The organism is Flavobacterium sp. RHBU_24 (genome assembly GCF_046613695.1).
Lineage (GTDB): Bacteria > Bacteroidota > Bacteroidia > Flavobacteriales > Flavobacteriaceae > Flavobacterium.
In genome coordinates, this window is sequence record NZ_JBKJHD010000003.1 from 209,166 (window position 1) to 226,082 (window position 16,917).

A 16,917-nucleotide genomic window follows, 5' to 3' on the forward strand; every position below is an offset into this window, starting at 1 on the left:
TACACTAATGATAAGCATTACAGAAAAAACACTTAAAGACCTTGAATTTGGCACTGTGCTGGAGGCTGTGGCGTCGGGCTGCGTTACCGAACCCGGCCATGAAAAAGCCCTGCAGATAATCCCTTTTAAAGAAAAGGAACAGCTGATGGACGCCCTTAAGCAGACATCAGAATATGTGTCGTCTTACGATAATAACAACGCGTTGCCTAACCATGGCTTTGAGCCGGTAAGCAACGAGCTTAAATTTTTAGCTATCGAAGACAGTTATATAGATTCAGCCGCATTCCGGAAAATCGCTAACATGGCAGAGACTGTGGGCACGCTGATAAAATTCCTTGATAAGTTTGACGATTACTACCCGGCGCTTAACAGGCGTGCGCTTCAAGTGGCTTTTGAAAAAGATATATTGAAGCACATCGATAAGATTGTGGATAAGTATGGCGAGGTCAAAGACGATGCGTCGTTTGAGTTGGCTAATATCCGCAGGGAAATGAATTTGGTAAAAACCAAAATCAACCAGAGCTTTACCATGGCGCTGAGCCACTACAATAGCCTGGGCTACCTTGATGATATTAAGGAAAGCGTAGTAGAGAACCGCCGTGTACTGGCTGTATCGGCCATGTACCGCCGCAAGGTAAAAGGCTCAATACTGGGCAGCTCTAAAACGGGCAGCATTGCCTATATAGAACCCGAGGCCACATTGCGACATTCGCGTGAGCTGAACAATTTTGAATACGAAGAAAGAGAAGAAGTTAAGCGCATATTGAAGTTGCTGTCTGCAATGGTACGCCCTTTTGTGCCGGTGCTGTTTGACTACCAGGAGTTCCTTACCGATATTGATGTGGTATCGGGCAAGGCAAAATACGCACGCCGTATTAACGGCCTGCTGCCTAAAATTAATGAGGAAAAAAGGTTGTACTTCCGTGAAGCCTACCACCCTATTTTGTTCAGCAACAACAGGCAGAAGAACCAGCCCACCTACCCGCAAACCATAGAACTTAAGGAAGATAACCGCATTATAGTAATATCCGGGCCTAATGCCGGTGGTAAGAGTATTACGCTAAAAACCATCGGGCTGCTGCAACTGATGCTGCAAAGCGGGTTGCTGATACCGGTGCACGAACGCAGTGAAACGTTTTTGTTTGACCGCATCATGACCGATATTGGCGACAACCAGAGTATCGAAAACCACCTGAGCACCTACAGCTACCGCCTTAAAAACATGAATTACTTTTTGCGGAAGTGTAACGATAAAACGCTGTTCCTTATTGACGAATTCGGTACGGGGTCTGACCCGGAACTGGGTGGCGCATTGGCAGAAACATTTTTGGAGGAGTTTTACCATAGGGAAGCGTTTGGTATCATCACCACACACTACACCAACCTAAAGATACTGGCTAACGAGCTGCCTTTTGCTACCAATGCAAACATGCTTTTTGACGAAAAATCGCTGGAGCCAATGTATAAGCTGATACTGGGCCAGGCCGGTAGCTCGTTTACCTTTGAGGTTGCCCAGAAAAACGGCATCCCCTACGGACTGATAAACCGAGCGAAGAAGAAAATAGAGGGTAGCAAGGTACGCTTTGATAAAACCATCGCCACGCTGCAAAAAGAGCGCTCCAAGCTGGAAAAAACCTCGCAAAACCTTAAGGAAGAAGAAGACCGCGCCCGCGAGGAAGGCAAAAAGATGGAAAACATCAATACCAGGATACAGCAAAAGCTGGAAAGCTACCAGGAGCTGTATGATGCTAACCAGCGCCTTATTTATATCGGGCAAAAAGTAGACGACCTTAGCGAGAAGTACTTTAACAACAAGAATAAAAAAGACCTGATAGGCGAGTTCCTGAAACTGGTAGAGATTGAAAACTCCAAACGTAAAAAACTGGAACCTAAGGAGAAAAAGAAAATCGAGGTGCAACAAAAGCAGGTTGTAGCCGAAATCCAGGTTAAGGTGGCAGAAATACGCCAGGAGAAGAAAGAGAAAAAAATTAAGGAAGCCGAAAAACCTAAGGTTAAAGCAGCCATAAAAATAGGCGACCGCGTGCGTATGATAGACGGCAAGGCGGTAGGTACACTCGAGTCGGTTGAAAAAAATAAGGCGACGGTTAACTACGGCATCTTTACCAGTAAGGTATCTATAGACGAACTGGAACTTGTGGAGGCAGTGAAAAGATAGTCTACAGTTTACGGCTTACAGTTTACAGTTGAGTGAAGCCCATTCTAAATTCTGAAATCTGATATGAATTTACCACAGGACAAAAAAATAATACTGTTTGACGGGGTTTGTAACCTCTGCGACAGCACCGTGCAGTTTTTAATAAAGCACGACAGGAAAGACGTATTCCGTTTTGTGGCAATACAATCAGAAATTGGGCAGGAAATCATAAGGCATATCGGCGTAGATACATCTAAAACAGATTCAATCATTTTATACGAACCCGGTGTAGCCTATTATTATAAAGCGGAAGCCGCGCTTAATATTGCCATTGCGCTGGGCGGCATCTACAGCTTAATGGGGATATTTAAGGTACTGCCAAAAGGGCTTAATAATGCCGTGTATGACTACATTGCCCGCAACCGCTACAAATGGTACGGAAAAAAAGATGCCTGCATGATACCCACGCCTGAACTTAAGGCTAAGTTTTTATAAAATTAGATAAGTATTTAACATTGAGATATTTTATAGAATTTGCCTATAACGGAAAAAATTACTGCGGGTGGCAATACCAGCCCCACAGCCCGTCGGTGCAGGAAACGCTTAATAAGGCGGTTTCAACCCTGCTGCGTACCGAAATTGATGTGGTGGGAGCCGGCCGTACTGATACCGGGGTACACGCCAAACAAATGTTTGCCCATTTTGACCATGAAGGCGATATAGATACTGATGCACTTACGCTGCGGCTGAACAGTTTTTTACCAAAGGATATTGTAGTGTACCGCCTTATACCCCTGCATGCCGATGCCCACGCACGCTTTGATGCTACAAGCCGTACATACGAGTACCACATACATACCTATAAAGATGCTTTTATGAACGAAGGCAGCTGGTATGAATTTCACCCGCTGGATGTTGATAAAATGAACGAAGCCGCTAACGTACTGTTTGATTATATCGACTTTAAGTGCTTCAGTAAGACCCATACCGATGTAAAAACCTTTAACTGCAGGATTACCGAAGCCCATTGGCGGCAAAACGGCACACACCTCGTATTTACCATTACGGCCGACCGTTTTTTACGCAATATGGTACGCGCCATTGTAGGCACGCTGATAAATGTGGGCCTCGGGAAGATAAGTAACAATGATTTCAAAAACATTATAGAAAGCCGTGACCGCAGCGCGGCAGGATTTTCGGTTCCCGCACACGGATTATACCTTACAAAAGTTATTTATCCGTATCTTTGAAACATATTATGAAAGCCTCAACTACCCTTAAAAATAAAAATACAGCAGCGCTTGCCAAGGTAATGCGTTTTGCAAAACCCTACAGCATGCGCTTTGCCTGGGTAATTATATTCTCTATAGTGCTCTCGGTATTTGCCGCACTACGCCCCTACCTGCTAAAGTATAGCATAGACAACCATTTTAAGCAAAAAGACCTGGACGGCCTTATGCTTTTTGTGGGGCTCATGGGTATATCACTCATTATAGAGGTAGCCTCCTCCTTTTATTTTGTATACTGGGCAAACTGGCTTGGGCAGGATATCGTAAAAGACATCCGCGAAAAACTCTTTAGCCACATTACCCGCTTCCGTATGAAGTTTTTTGATAACGAGGCAGTGGGCAAGCTTGTTACACGTACCGTTTTTGACATCGAATCCATTTCAAAAATATTCAGCCAGGGCCTGTTTATGATTATTAGCGATTTGCTTAAAATGATTGTAATTTTAGGCTTTATGTTCTGGATGAACTGGAAGCTTACCCTTATTGTAATGCTGGCAATGCCGGTACTTGTATATGCCACAAGAATTTTCCAAAAGAAAATGAAAGTTGCCTTTGAAGAGGTACGTGCCCAGATTTCTAACCTTAATACATTTGTACAGGAGCGTGTTACAGGCATGAAGATTGTACAGCTGTTTAACCGTGAGGAAATAGAGTATAAAAAGTTTAAGGAAATAAACAAAAAGCACAATGATGCCTGGAAGAAGAATATATTGTATAACTCCATCTTCTTCCCTATCGCTGATATTATTTCGTCGCTTACACTGGGTTTTGTTATTTGGTATGGCGGTATAGATATTATAGGCAGTGGTAGCCTTACCACCCCGGGCGACCTTTTTGCCTATATTATGTTTATCCCTATGCTGTTTAACCCCCTTAGGCAAATAGCCGATAAATTTAACGAGATGCAAATGGGCATTGTGGCGTCAGATCGGGTTTTTGAACTCCTGGAAATGCAGGGCCATACCCAGAAAAACGGAAGTAAGGAAGCATGGCACTTTAAGGGCGACCTTAGTTTTAAAGACGTACGTTTTAGCTACCTGGAAGGTGAAGAGGTAATTAAGGGCATTAACCTTGAAGTAGCTTCCGGCCAAACTATAGCCATAGTGGGCGCCACCGGTGCCGGCAAAAGTACCATAATTAACCTGCTGAACCGTTTTTATGAAATAGACAGCGGTACTATAGCTATTGACGGCACCAATATTGACGATTTTACATTAGAAAGCCTTCGCAGGCAGATAGCCATTGTGTTGCAGGATGTATTTTTATTTGCCGATACCATACTGAACAACATTACACTAAACAACCCTGAAATAACCCGCGAAAGGGTTATTATGGCAGCCAAAGCTATAGGTGTGGATCATTTTATAGAAACCCTGCCCGGCGGTTACGACTATAACGTAAAGGAGCGCGGCGTGATGCTGTCATCGGGGCAGCGCCAGCTTATCGCATTCTTGCGGGCTTATGTGAGCAATCCGTCTATTTTAATTTTAGATGAAGCCACATCAAGCATAGACACGCATTCTGAAGAAATGATACGCATAGCTACCGAGGCTGTTACCCAGGGGCGCACCTCTATCGTGATAGCGCACAGGCTGGCTACTATTGTAAATGCCGATAAAATTATCGTTATGGATAAGGGCAGGATTGTAGAAGCAGGCTCACATTACGAACTGATAAACAGAGATTCAGGCTACTATAAAAATTTATATTACAGCCAGTTTGCCAGTGAGCCGCAGGAAAATACAAAAAGCCTGTAGATTTCAAATTCTCGATAAAAATAACAAAATACTAAATAGTTAGAAGCGAATATCACAAAAATGGTATTCGCTTTATTTTTATGAAATATTTTTAACATAAAAAACCAGACTATGAAAAAAATTTTACTCTTAACCCTGCTGTTGCCCCTTGCCGGTATTGCGCAGCAATTTGAATGGCTTAGAACACCGGAGACAGTCATGCCCTATAATTCCGATATGGTGGGATATTCCACTGCCACAGATACCGATGGCAATATATACTACACCGGTTTTAAGGATACAGCTTATATGTATACCAGTATTATGGGCAACCAGTATTTCAATAAATATAGTGCTGACGGAACATTGCTGTTTTCTAAATCCATAAACGGCCAGGTGCAATCGTATAATATGGTTACCGACAGCAATGGCAATGTGTATATGGCACTGGGCTATGTGGGCGATATTATATTAGATAACATAGGCCTGATAACTGTCAGCCAGGGTGAACAATACCTGCTGGTAAAATTCAGCCCGCTGGGCAACCTTATATGGTACCAGGAGCTTATACCGGAGGATATGGGTGAAGGCTGGTATAACGAGATTGCCGAGTTTAGCGCGATGGCAATGGATGCACAGGACAATGTTTATATAGGGTATGCAGACTTTTTTAAGAGCTATGTAAAGAAATTTGCGCCCGATGGTAGCGTGCTGCAAACTATTGAGCAGGATAATGTGCGAAGGGTAACATCTATAGCGGTTGATAATGAAAACAATATATACGCCGCAGGTTCGTGCCTGGATATAGGGTCTGATTTTAACGGTACTGCTGTAGCCACTGATTTTACATACAGTATTTACCTTGCAAAATATAACGCTTCAGGCGAAAATCAGTGGGTAAAGGTTGTAGAAGATATTACGTGTCCTGAGCCTGCTGTGGTGGCAAAAACTCCCGATGCCGTGTATTTTTGCTCTTACCTGAACGGCCCTTTCGCTTTTGACAATTTAGTGCCCCAGGAAGGCGGCGTTAGTTTCGAACAATTTTTCCTTATAAAGCTTAATTCAGGCGGAGAATACCAATGGCTGCGCCAAACCCCAATAAACAGTCGTTTCTCACTGGGTAACCGAAATTATCTTGCACTGGATAATGACGGAAACATTTTTATAGGAGGCCGTACCTCCGGCACCACTAACTGGGGTAATGGTATTATTACCAGCATACTTACTTACAACCTTCGCGGGGCGGTTGTAAAATATAACCCACAGGGTACTGTGCAAATGGCTAAAATAATAGGCGGCAGCGATACAGAGACTTCGCTTACAAAATTTGACAACATCACAGTGGATAATGATGGATATATAGTGGGTACAGGTATGGGTTTTGGCCCCACATCCTTTGATGCTATAACTTACAACCCGGGGCAGATTACGGGCTACTACCCTTTTATTACAAAGTTATCGCAAACTACTGCGGGTATTAACAACGTATCAGGAAATGCAGTTGTACTATATCCTAACCCGGTTGTGAATGCCTTTTCTATTGCCGGGATAACCGGCGAAGTATCCGGTAAAATAATAAACACAATCGGCCAGGCGGTACTTGATTTTAAGGCATTCCCTAATGAAAAAGTAGATATTTCCGCACTGCCCACAGGTAATTATTTTGTTCAGGTAAATAACGGCAAGTCAATTAAAATCAATAAAATATAAAACTAAATTTTTCAGTACAATAATAACAAATCCCCATTTGGGTAATACCAGATGGGGATTGTTTATTGTATGAAGCGGGATGTAAATTACGCTGCTATTTATGTTAAACGCGGTGCACGTAGTTTACTATTTCTTTTGTAAACCTTTCTTTATGGGTATAAAACAGGCCATGTGGCGCATCATCATATACCACATATTCTGCATGCGGAATGTGTTTAACCGTTTCTTCTGCCGAAGCGTCGATAGGCACGGTTTCATCAGCCTTGCCATGTATAACGAGCACAGGTATTTTAATAGCATCAAGGTCGGCCCTGAAATCAGTTAAAGACCAGGCCTGCATCGCTTTTATGGTAGCATACCCTGCCGAATTTAACGCAAGGGACGCGTTGTGCTGCAAAAATTCGCTGCTCACAGGATTGCTAAATAGATGTACTCCGTAAAACTGTTTGCCAAAAGTAGCAATAAATTTCGGCCTGTCTTCTTCAAGCTGGTTTTGTATGGTGTCAAATTCTTCCTGTGGCAGGCCGGTTGGGTTATCATCGGTCCTGAGTAAAAAAGGCGTTACCGAACTCACTAAAACAGCTTTTGTTACCCGGCTACTATTACTGTTATATTTACTTAAGTAGCGGGCCACTTCTCCACCGCCCATACTAAAGCCCACGAGCGTTACATCGGTAACGTCAAGGGTTTCCAGGAGTGTGTCCAGGTCTGATGCAAAGGTATCATAGTCATATCCTCCCCACGGGCGGGATGATTTCCCGAAACCGCGGCGGTCATAGGCTATAACCCTGATGTTGTGTTTGGGCAGTTCGTTAAACTGGTATTCCCACATATCGCTGTTAAGCGGCCAGCCGTGTATAAGCACAACGGGCTTGCCAGCACCTACGTCCTGGTAAAAAAGGTGAACTTCTTCTTCTACGCCTGAAAGGCTGACTGAATTTGATAGTACAAACGGCATAATTTATAAGTTTTTGTTGTTGTACTCACAAATTTAGCCAGCTGCACATGTACTGTACTGTTAATTAAGAAAGCGTTGGCTGTTAACGTTTATGTAAATATATTTTAAAGACCTTAAAAAATATCAGGGTCTCCCTTGCCTTCACGTATTAGCTCTGGTTCGGGGCCGGAGAGGTCTATGATAGTTGAAGGGGTATTATCGCCGTAGCCGCCATCAATAACGGCATCTACCAGGTTTTGCCATTTCTCAAAAATAAGCTCAGGGTCGGTGCTGTACTCCACTACTTCGTCATCATCATGAATGGATGTGCTTACAATAGGGTTGCCCAGCTGGCGTACAATTTCGAGCGCGATATTATTATCCGGCACCCGTATTCCCACAGTGGTTTTCTTTTTAAACTCCTTAGGCAGGTTGTTGTTACCCGGCAAAATAAAAGTATACGGGCCCGGCAGTGAACGCTTTAATATCTTAAAAGTACTGGTATCTATCTGCTTTACATAGTCGCTCAGGTTGCTCAGGCCGCTGCATACAAACGAAAAGTTTGCCTTATCCAGCTTTATACCCTTGATACGTGCTACACGCTCCAGGGCTTTACTGTTAGTTATTTCGCAGCCCAGGCCGTATACGGTATCGGTAGGGTAAATGATGATGCCGCCATCGCGAAGGATTTTCACCACCTTAGCTATCTCCTTCTCGTTGGGGTTTTCAGGGTATATTTTTATGTATTGGGCCATGGCTACGCATTTTCAGGTTAACGTTATTTTGAAGTTGTGTATAATATAGTAGCGTAAAGTTACTTTACATTGAACAAGATAACACTGAACTTAACAATTTTTAAGGAAAAGTACTACTCAAAGTTATCATACACACGCTCAAATTCTTTGTAGTTTTCCCAGGCCTGCCGCTTTGCCTCTTCATATACTTTAGCAATGCGGGTCTTAAATTCTGCAGCCACACCATTAGTGGCCACATAATCTACCGCCTGCTTGTATGAGTTAAACATGCTTTTGTAAAAACTCGCGTAGCTAATGTCGCGCTTTGCCGTATATTTCTGGGCAACTTCTAAATTGTAAAGCATCACATCGGCTAAAACCATAGGGTCTACGCCCAGGGTTATAAAATGCTTTATATACTTTTGGGCTGTGCCCCTGCGCAGCTTGGCACGTTTACCGCGCGGAGGAAAATACTCTGCCAAAATCTTAGCCTTTGCTTCCTGCTCCAGCTTATCTTCTTTTGGGTTAAAAACAAAATTATAATAGGTTTTTACATCGGCAAATTTTTCATACAATGCCAGCATTTGTTCCTCCAGCTCCTCTTTGGGTAATGATGCCAGGTATTTCTTCAGGTCGCGTTTACTCATACCCTGTAAAATTAACGCTATTTTTTTATTCTTAATAATTTAAAAAAGGTATTGAAAAAAATATATAATATGCTATTTTTGCAATTCTAAAATATCCCTAAACATAAAACGCTTTATTGTGGAGAACCCTAGTGCGCAAAAACTGATAAACAAAATCCAGGTTAACCTTTTTAAAAATGGTTTTGAGGCCGAAACGCTTGTTGCCGACCTTAAAAAGCTACGCGAATATTCGCTGGAGGAAAATAACCCTGTACTTACAAAGGCACTGCGCCTTACTTACGAACACATTGAAGCCAACGGCGCTTTCCTGATACCAATACCGGACGACGAGCCTATTGAAGGCGAAGAGCTGATTACCGACAGCACAGCAGCGGCAACCGAAAACAACCTTGAAAGCCTTGAGTACCTGGTATCGCTGTTTAGCGACCTTACACATAAAAACAACCTTTCTGACCTTAGGGAATACAACAAAGCCCTTCAGGAATTTTAATAGTACAAAGCCGTGTTTTAAAGCACGGCTTTTTTATTACCCTATACGTAAGCCGTTTTCTACAGAAAAATCGGGGGATAGCAGCACTACATCGCCATCATTGCCTACCGCCCCTAAAACAAGGCATTCGCTCATAAAATTCGCTATCTGTTTTTTAGGGAAGTTTACGACAGCCACCACCTGGCGGCCAATGAGCGCCTCTTTAGTGTAACGTTTTGTAATTTGCGCCGAGGTCTTGCGTATTCCGATGGCGTCGCCAAAATCGATACTTAGCTGAAAAGCGGGCTTTCTGGCATTAGGAAAGTCATTTACTTCCAGTACAGTCCCTACGCGCATTTCGGTTTTTTCAAATTCTTCCCATGTTAACATCATTCCTGTTTTTTAAAATAGTTGTATCTTGGCTAAGATAAATTATTATTCATACAATGTCAAGTACAGCTACTTCCCTACTGCCATTGGGATCCAAAGCACCCCACTTGTGGCTGCCGGATACCAATTCTAACAACAACTATTCATTTAACCAGCTAAAAGGTAAAGTGGGTACAGTAGTAATTTTTCTTGGCAATTCCTGCCCTTTTACAGCGCATGTATTACCGGAAGTGGTTAAGATGAATAACGATTACCGCGTTATGGGCATTGAGTTTGCAGGCATAAACAGCAACGATGCAGGACGCTCTCCGCAGGATGGCCCCGCTAATATGACTGAATTTGCATTCAACCAGCATATGGACTTTCCTTATTTATATGACGAGACCCAGGATGTGGCAAAAGCGTTTGATGCCACCTGCACGCCTGATTTTTACCTGTTTGATAATGAAGATACCCTGGTATACCACGGTCAGCTTGATGACTCCCGGCCTGGTAATGGCATTGCCTTAGGCGGAGCAGACCTGCGTACCGCAATAGACAGCCTTCTGTACAACCGGACGATTCCTGAAGTGCAAAAACCCAGTACGGGGTGTTACATTATATGGCAGGCAGATACTAACGTTTAAGTATCTTAATTTCTACACGGCGGTTAGCCATGCGCTCTTCTTCGGTTTTTTCGGGTAGCGGATATATTGGTTTTGTACTGCTATAACTGATGTAGTGCAGGCGCTGTGCAGCAATGCCATTACGGGTCAAAAATTTATACACGGCAACAGCCCTCAATAACGATACCTGGTTTTCATCTACCGGTTGGCAGCAAATATGCCCCTGTATATCTATCACCATCTTTGGGTTATCCCTCATTATCTGGAGCAGTTCATTAAGCACAGGTAGTGATGCCGGTAGTACAATATCAGAGTTATTATAAAAGTTAAGGTTGGGTATTATAATAACCTCCCCTACTTTTGCTTTTCTAACTTTTTGGGTAAACTCACTTAATTTTAAAGTCTCACCAGATTTATCAGGCCTAATTTTGGCATCCGAATAATATATTACAGCCTTCCTGTTTTTGCCCAACGAACGTTTACCTTCAACCTCTCCTTTTGCGGTAACCGGAATACTGTCTAAAAGCAGCGCGCCGTTTTCTTTAAGCAATTTCAATACGGCGTTGGCACGCCTTTCAGATAACGCTTGGTTATATCCATCGGTACCCCTGTAATCTGCATAGCCTTCTATGGCAGTTACAACGGCTTCGGGGTTTTGTTGCGTCCAGTTTACAATTTTACTAATGGAATTAGGTTGGGGCACGTCTATATTCGTATCAAAATATACAGTAAACTGCTGTTGCGCATTCGCGCAAAAAGATATTATGAACAGTAAACCAATTATAAATCTTCTCATAATAAGGTTGCAGAGCGGGCTTATATTTAACACGCACAGTATGGTGTCAGTTTTGTGCAAACAAAAAACCTGCCACAAATGCGGCAGGTTTTATAATGATAGTATGTACGGGATAAACTATCGGGTAAACAATAGTTCCCTGTATTTTGTTAGTGGCCAAAGCTCATCATCAACAAGGAGCTCAAGCTTATCGCAATGCTTCCTTATTACATCAAACAACGGCTTCACGGTATCGCAGTAGGCATGCGCGTGCTCCTCTGTTGTCGCAAGTGCGTTAGCCGCTTTACGGGCTTCGGTCATTTCAGCCACTTTAGAGTTGATGGCAGAAATATGTCCTGAAATTTCGCGGATAATCGAGATTTGCTCTTTACCTACGTTTTCATATTCAGCGCCAAATATCTCTTTAAGGCCTTTTACATTTTCAATAAGCACATTTTGGTAACGGATAGCGGTAGGTATTACGTGGTTACGGGCTATGTCACCCAGCACACGGCCTTCTATCTGTATTTTTTTAGCATACTCTTCAAGCTCAATTTCATAACGTGCCTCAGCCTCAACGTGGTTCATTATACCAAGCTCTTCAAATAATGAAAGCGTTTGCTCACTTACCTTAGCCTTAAGCGCCTGTGGCGTTGTTTTATGGTTGCTCAGGCCTCGTTTTGCAGCTTCTTCAGCCCATGCATCGCTATAACCGTCACCTTCAAATAGAATGGCTTTGGTTTCTTTGATGTACTCCCTAAGCACGTTAAAGATAGCATCATCCTTTTTCATCTCTTTTCCTTCAATAAGGGCATCTACCTCTTTTTTGAAGTCTTTAAGCTGCTTGGCTATTATAGCATTAAGGATTGTCATTGCGTTAGCGCAGTTAGCCGATGAACCCACCGCACGGAACTCAAACTTATTACCGGTAAAGGCAAATGGCGAGGTACGGTTCCTGTCGGTATTGTCAAGCAATACATCCGGAATTTTACCTACTACGTTAAGCTTAAGGTCGGTTTTTTCCTCCGGTGATAGTTTACCTGATGATACGCCTTCAAGCTCGGCAAGTACTTTTGTAAGCTGCTGGCCCACAAATACCGATATAATTGCAGGAGGGGCTTCATTGGCACCCAGCCTGTGGTCGTTACTTGCTGTGGCAATTGATGCCCTTAGCAGTTCTTCGTTAGTATAAACCGCTTTAATAGTATTTATAAAAAATGTAAGGAACTGCAGGTTGCTCATAGGTGTTTTACCGGGGCCAAGAAGGTTAACGCCCGTATCGGTAGCCATACTCCAGTTGTTGTGCTTGCCACTGCCGTTTACACCTGCAAATGGTTTTTCATGCAGCAACACTTTAAAGTTGTGGCGCTCGCCTACTTTTTGCATTACATCCATAAGCAGCGAGTTGTGGTCTACTGCAAGGTTAGCTTCTTCAAATATTGGCGCAAGCTCAAACTGGTTAGGCGCTACCTCATTGTGGCGGGTTTTAACCGGTATACCCAGTAGCATACACTCGTTCTCCAGGTCGCGCATATAGTTAAGGGCACGCGTAGGGATAGAGCCAAAATAGTGGTCGTCCAGCTGCTGGCCTTTAGCTGATGAGTGGCCTAATAGTGTGCGGCCTGTAAGTGTAATATCGGGCCTTGATGCTGCCAAAGCAGAATCTATAAGGAAGTATTCCTGCTCCCATCCAAGGGTTGCGGTTACTTTTTTAACGTTTTTATCGAAATAGTTACATACTTCGGTAGCCGCCTCATCTACTGCCGAAAGGGCGCGTAAAAGCGGGGTCTTATAATCGAGCGCCTCACCGGTATAGGATATAAACACGGTAGGTATACATAACGTTGTACCAAATATAAATGCGGGCGATGTAGGGTCCCATGCGGTATAGCCACGGGCTTCAAACGTGTTGCGTATACCACCGTTAGGGAAACTCGATGCGTCAGGCTCCTGCTGCACCAGCTGGCCGCCGCCAAATTTTTCAACCGGGTCAGAGCCGTCAAATGAAGTTTCAAAAAACGCATCATGCTTTTCGGCTGTGGTGCCTGTAAGCGGCTGGAACCAGTGGGTATAGTGTGTAACGCCTTTGCTTAGCGCCCACTCTTTCATACCCATGGCTATATATTCGGCAAGTTTACGGTCTATTTTTGTTCCGTGCTGTACGGCGCTTTTCACCGCTTTGTAAGCATCCGGGGTTAAAAACTGACGCATTGCCTTATCGTTGAATACGTTACTTCCAAAAATAATCGATTTTCTGTCCAGTTCCTCCACTTTTACCGGCTTTCTGCCTGTGGTTTCTTTGATGGCCTCAAAACGAAATGTTGACATGAAACTTAATTTTATATTGTTAATGAATAATTAAAACACGGACAAATGTACAAATTATTGTTTGAAATTTTGCATACCCCTCTTTTTTAGAGGGTATCAATTTGTTCTTTTTGCTAAACCTGCAAATCGTCCCGCCTATGGCATGGGATACCATTATATATCGTACCTTTATAGAAATTATCATCACAATTAAATATTTTTCAGTAAAATTCTTACAAACGCGATTTTACTTACAGTATTCACAAAGGTTTGTTAATTGAGTTAAACTTTTATTAAGCGAATTGCCAGAAATATGAAGTTTCTATAATTTGGCTGAAGAATTTAAATACTAATCTTCAATACCAAATAAATGTCAAACAAAAAACTGGTTATAGGTATCGCAGCGGGAGCAGCCGTACTTGCAGGAGCAGCACTGTTGCTTGCTAAAAAAAGGTCTAACAATAAATACCGTGCTCATGTAGAAGAAGCTAAAGAGCACTTTAAGCACAAGCTGGATAAACTACAGCAGAAAGCCCGGAAAGAATACAAAAACGCCGCCGGTAAAACAGGCAATGCCGTTAACGTAGCTGCAGACCGCGCCCGTGAATGGGCCGGGAACACTGCCAAAGTATAACTTACAAGGAATATATAAAACCGGTTGTTTTTTCAGCCGGTTTTTTAAATCGGTTAATTTGAAGGCAGTATAAAACAAATTGAATTCGCATAAAATAATATAAATACCACACTTTACCCCGCCATGAAAACAAGAAAAACCACCGGGAAAAAATTTCAGCCTTACCTTGAAATAATTGAGAAAATTGCATCAAACAATATAACGCTGGAGCAGGAGACACTTCCGGAAATATTAGTTGTAACTACATTTCCGCCAAGGCAGTGTGGTATTGCAACCTACTCACAGGACCTTATTAAAGCCCTTAACGACCACTATGTAGACTCATTCAGCATAAAAATATGCGCTATTGAAAATAATAAAGAACAGCATACTTATACCGACCCTGCCGTAAAATATATACTTAATACAAGCGAACCGCAATCGTACAAGGATCTTTCTAAAGAAATAAACGAAAACAAGAATATAAAAATTGTACTCGTACAGCATGAGTTTGGCCTGGTACACGAAACCGTGCAGGAATTTAACAACTTCCTTGATGAGGTTCAGAAACCTGTATCGGTAGTGTTCCACACCGTGCTTCCTAACCCTGACGAAGTATTTAAAGCCAACGTGCAGCATATACTTAACGCCGCCGACTCGCTAATTGTAATGACAAACAATGCCGCCGATATACTGGTGCGCGACTATATAGTAGACCGCGAAAAAATTGCGGTTATTGCCCACGGCACCCACCTGGTAAGCCACGGCCGCGATGCCGAGCTTAAAAAGCAACACGGTTTTGAGGGCCGCAGGATACTTTCTACCTTCGGGCTGTTAAGCTCCGGTAAAAGTATAGAAACCACGCTTGACGCGCTTCCTGCCATTGTGGCTAAAAACCCTGATGTGTTGTTCCTCATCATTGGCAAAACCCACCCTACTGTGGTTATTAATGAAGGTGAAGTATACCGTGAGTTCCTGACTAAAAAAATTGAAGACCTTGGCCTGCAAAACCATGTGCAGTTTATCAATAAATATGTAGCGCTTCACGAGCTTTTAGAATACCTTCAGCTAACCGATATTTATGTATTTTCATCTAAAGACCCTAACCAGGCGGTTAGTGGCACCTTTAGCTATGCCCTTAGCTGCGGCTGCCCTATCGTCTCTACCCCTATTCCACATGCTGTAGAAGTGCTTGCAGGCGATACAGGTTTTACGTTTGACTTTGGAAACAGCGAGCAGCTTGCAGAGCGTATAAATACCTTATTTGCAGACCCTGCATTGATGGAAAAAATGGTACTTAACGGCCTGCACAAAATAGTACACACAGCCTGGGAAAACAGCGCCGTGAGCCATGCAAAAGTGCTGCAAAAAACAGCAGGTCCGGGTGCTATTAAGTTAGAGTACCGCAACCCTAAAATAAAACTTGACCATATTAAAAACATGACAACGGAGTTTGGTATGGTGCAGTTTGCCAAGCTTAATGTACCGGATCTTGGTTCAGGCTACACGGTTGACGACAACGCACGCGCAATGATTACCATGTGCATGCACTACAAAAAATACCGCGAGGCAGACAGCCTTAAGTATATAAAGATATACCTGGACTACATTGGCTACTGCCAGCAGGAAGATGGTACATTCCTTAATTATACTGATGTAAACAAAGAATTTACAGACCAGAATACTAATGAAAACCTTGAAGACAGCTGTGGCCGTGCCATGTGGGCATTGGGGTACCTTACATCGCTTGCGGGGGTATTGCCTGCCAGCTACATAGAAAAAGCGGAAGCCATTTTCCAAAAAACACTGCCGCTTACCAAGAATATGTATTCTACAAGGGCTATGGCATTTGTTATTAAAGGGCTATACTACTATAACCGCCATGTTAAAGATGCTGATACGCTTATTTTTATGAAGATGTTTGCCGACAGGATGGTGCAGATGTACCGCCACGAGGCAGATGAAAACTGGAAGTGGTTTGAAGGATACCTTACCTATGCAAATAGTGTATTGCCTGAAGCCTTATTATTATGCTACGCTGTAACCGGTAATGACGTGTATGGCGATGTGGCCAAAGAATCCTTTAACTTTTTACTATCTCAGACCTTTGATGAAAATTCGATAAAAATTATCTCAAACCGTAGCTGGCTGGTTAAAGGAGGAAAGCGTGAAACCTTTGGAGAGCAGCCTATTGACGTTGCATATACTATCATGGCGCTGCGCAAATTCCACGACATTTATAAAAGCGAGGAATACCTTAATAAGATGGAAACCGCCTTTAACTGGTTCCTGGGCAACAACCACCTTGAGCATGTAATATACAATCCATGCACCGGCGGCTGTTTTGATGGCCTTGAGCAGTACAGCGTAAACCTTAACCAGGGTGCTGAAAGTACTGTAAGCTATGCCATGGCAAGGCTAACCATAACCAAGTACTTTGGTAACGGCGACAGTGTATACTTCCGCAGGAAAAACCGTGCTGCAAAAATAGCGGCGTTAAGGGTAACCGAATAATTACCGCCCTCCACATATACAAACAAAAAAGGCTCC

Annotated in this window: 15 protein-coding genes; 9 read left to right on the forward strand and 6 right to left on the reverse strand. The window is 43.0% G+C overall.

Features of this window, described 5'->3' with window-relative positions:
* Positions 1–7: 7 nt before the first annotated feature.
* The 5 genes from ACLI09_RS05435 to ACLI09_RS05455 all read left to right on the forward strand — a co-directional run bounded on the left by ACLI09_RS05435 (position 8) and on the right by ACLI09_RS05455 (position 6,890).
* The gene (locus tag ACLI09_RS05435; RefSeq protein WP_411418630.1) at positions 8–2,176 is read left to right on the forward strand and encodes an endonuclease MutS2; all 2,169 of its coding nucleotides are present in this window, start codon (positions 8–10) and stop codon (positions 2,174–2,176) included.
* 63 nt (positions 2,177–2,239) lie between these two features.
* Positions 2,240–2,650: a thiol-disulfide oxidoreductase DCC family protein gene (locus ACLI09_RS05440; protein ID WP_411418584.1), complete on the forward strand. Its 411-nt coding sequence runs from the start codon at positions 2,240–2,242 to the stop codon at positions 2,648–2,650.
* Between the two features lie 20 nt (positions 2,651–2,670).
* Entirely contained in the window at positions 2,671–3,405 is a 735-nt protein-coding gene (gene truA, locus ACLI09_RS05445) for a tRNA pseudouridine(38-40) synthase TruA (protein ID WP_411418585.1), read from the forward strand.
* 8 nt (positions 3,406–3,413) lie between these two features.
* Entirely contained in the window at positions 3,414–5,201 is a 1,788-nt protein-coding gene (locus ACLI09_RS05450) for an ABC transporter ATP-binding protein (RefSeq protein ID WP_411418586.1), read from the forward strand.
* 111 nt (positions 5,202–5,312) lie between these two features.
* On the forward strand, positions 5,313–6,890 hold the full coding sequence (locus ACLI09_RS05455; RefSeq protein WP_411418587.1) for a T9SS type A sorting domain-containing protein: 1,578 nt from the start codon (positions 5,313–5,315) through the stop codon (positions 6,888–6,890).
* 103 nt (positions 6,891–6,993) lie between these two features.
* Here the strand turns inward: ACLI09_RS05455 and ACLI09_RS05460 are convergent, their stop codons facing one another.
* The 3 genes from ACLI09_RS05460 to ACLI09_RS05470 all read right to left on the reverse strand — a co-directional run bounded on the left by ACLI09_RS05460 (position 6,994) and on the right by ACLI09_RS05470 (position 9,208).
* On the reverse strand, positions 6,994–7,848 hold the full coding sequence (locus ACLI09_RS05460) for an alpha/beta fold hydrolase (protein WP_411418588.1): 855 nt from the start codon (positions 7,846–7,848) through the stop codon (positions 6,994–6,996).
* A gap of 113 nt (positions 7,849–7,961) precedes the next feature.
* Positions 7,962–8,582 (reverse strand): L-threonylcarbamoyladenylate synthase, encoded by a 621-nt coding sequence (locus tag ACLI09_RS05465; protein WP_411418589.1) that lies wholly within the window; start codon positions 8,580–8,582, stop codon positions 7,962–7,964.
* A gap of 113 nt (positions 8,583–8,695) precedes the next feature.
* Positions 8,696–9,208 (reverse strand): DUF6155 family protein, encoded by a 513-nt coding sequence (locus ACLI09_RS05470; RefSeq protein ID WP_411418590.1) that lies wholly within the window; start codon positions 9,206–9,208, stop codon positions 8,696–8,698.
* 118 nt (positions 9,209–9,326) lie between these two features.
* On the opposite strand from ACLI09_RS05470, the gene ACLI09_RS05475 reads away from it, so the two are divergent.
* Entirely contained in the window at positions 9,327–9,698 is a 372-nt protein-coding gene (locus ACLI09_RS05475) for a hypothetical protein (protein WP_411418591.1), read from the forward strand.
* 36 nt (positions 9,699–9,734) lie between these two features.
* On the opposite strand, the gene ACLI09_RS05480 is transcribed toward ACLI09_RS05475, so the two are convergent.
* Positions 9,735–10,070 carry a tRNA-binding protein gene (locus tag ACLI09_RS05480; protein ID WP_411418592.1) on the reverse strand — a complete coding sequence of 112 codons (336 nt, stop codon included), beginning with the start codon at positions 10,068–10,070 and terminating at the stop codon, positions 9,735–9,737.
* Between the two features lie 53 nt (positions 10,071–10,123).
* Between ACLI09_RS05480 and ACLI09_RS05485 the strand changes: the two genes are divergently transcribed.
* Positions 10,124–10,693, forward strand: coding sequence for a thioredoxin family protein (locus ACLI09_RS05485; RefSeq protein ID WP_411418593.1), 570 nt, complete (start codon positions 10,124–10,126; stop codon positions 10,691–10,693).
* On the opposite strand, the gene ACLI09_RS05490 is transcribed toward ACLI09_RS05485, so the two are convergent.
* Together ACLI09_RS05490 and ACLI09_RS05495 are read right to left on the reverse strand one after the other, a co-directional pair.
* On the reverse strand, positions 10,683–11,468 hold the full coding sequence (locus ACLI09_RS05490) for an OmpA family protein (RefSeq protein ID WP_411418594.1): 786 nt from the start codon (positions 11,466–11,468) through the stop codon (positions 10,683–10,685). The two genes, ACLI09_RS05485 and ACLI09_RS05490, sit on opposite strands and share 11 nt — an antisense overlap.
* A 117-nt stretch (positions 11,469–11,585) precedes the next feature.
* Positions 11,586–13,775, reverse strand: coding sequence for a glutamine synthetase III (locus ACLI09_RS05495; protein WP_411418595.1), 2,190 nt, complete (start codon positions 13,773–13,775; stop codon positions 11,586–11,588).
* A gap of 349 nt (positions 13,776–14,124) precedes the next feature.
* On the opposite strand from ACLI09_RS05495, the gene ACLI09_RS05500 reads away from it, so the two are divergent.
* Complete coding sequence (locus tag ACLI09_RS05500) at positions 14,125–14,388, forward strand: hypothetical protein (RefSeq protein ID WP_411418596.1); 264 nt, start codon at positions 14,125–14,127, stop codon at positions 14,386–14,388.
* A 123-nt stretch (positions 14,389–14,511) separates the two neighbouring features.
* Positions 14,512–16,881 carry a glycosyltransferase gene (locus tag ACLI09_RS05505; protein ID WP_411418597.1) on the forward strand — a complete coding sequence of 790 codons (2,370 nt, stop codon included), beginning with the start codon at positions 14,512–14,514 and terminating at the stop codon, positions 16,879–16,881.
* Positions 16,882–16,917: the final 36 nt, after the last annotated feature.

What these genes read in the sequence shown, in the direction of transcription:
- ACLI09_RS05435 (WP_411418630.1), top strand. Translation starts at nt 8, where the DNA reads ATGATAAGCATTACAGAAAAAACACTTAAAGACCTTGAATTTGGCACT.
- ACLI09_RS05440 (WP_411418584.1), top strand. Translation starts at nt 2,240, where the DNA reads ATGAATTTACCACAGGACAAAAAAATAATACTGTTTGACGGGGTTTGT.
- ACLI09_RS05450 (WP_411418586.1), top strand. Translation starts at nt 3,414, where the DNA reads ATGAAAGCCTCAACTACCCTTAAAAATAAAAATACAGCAGCGCTTGCC.
- ACLI09_RS05455 (WP_411418587.1), top strand. Translation starts at nt 5,313, where the DNA reads ATGAAAAAAATTTTACTCTTAACCCTGCTGTTGCCCCTTGCCGGTATT.
- ACLI09_RS05460 (WP_411418588.1), bottom strand. Translation starts at nt 7,848, where the DNA reads ATGCCGTTTGTACTATCAAATTCAGTCAGCCTTTCAGGCGTAGAAGAA.
- ACLI09_RS05465 (WP_411418589.1), bottom strand. Translation starts at nt 8,582, where the DNA reads ATGGCCCAATACATAAAAATATACCCTGAAAACCCCAACGAGAAGGAG.
- ACLI09_RS05470 (WP_411418590.1), bottom strand. Translation starts at nt 9,208, where the DNA reads ATGAGTAAACGCGACCTGAAGAAATACCTGGCATCATTACCCAAAGAG.
- ACLI09_RS05480 (WP_411418592.1), bottom strand. Translation starts at nt 10,070, where the DNA reads ATGATGTTAACATGGGAAGAATTTGAAAAAACCGAAATGCGCGTAGGG.
- ACLI09_RS05485 (WP_411418593.1), top strand. Translation starts at nt 10,124, where the DNA reads ATGTCAAGTACAGCTACTTCCCTACTGCCATTGGGATCCAAAGCACCC.
- ACLI09_RS05490 (WP_411418594.1), bottom strand. Translation starts at nt 11,468, where the DNA reads ATGAGAAGATTTATAATTGGTTTACTGTTCATAATATCTTTTTGCGCG.
- ACLI09_RS05495 (WP_411418595.1), bottom strand. Translation starts at nt 13,775, where the DNA reads ATGTCAACATTTCGTTTTGAGGCCATCAAAGAAACCACAGGCAGAAAG.
- ACLI09_RS05500 (WP_411418596.1), top strand. Translation starts at nt 14,125, where the DNA reads ATGTCAAACAAAAAACTGGTTATAGGTATCGCAGCGGGAGCAGCCGTA.
- ACLI09_RS05505 (WP_411418597.1), top strand. Translation starts at nt 14,512, where the DNA reads ATGAAAACAAGAAAAACCACCGGGAAAAAATTTCAGCCTTACCTTGAA.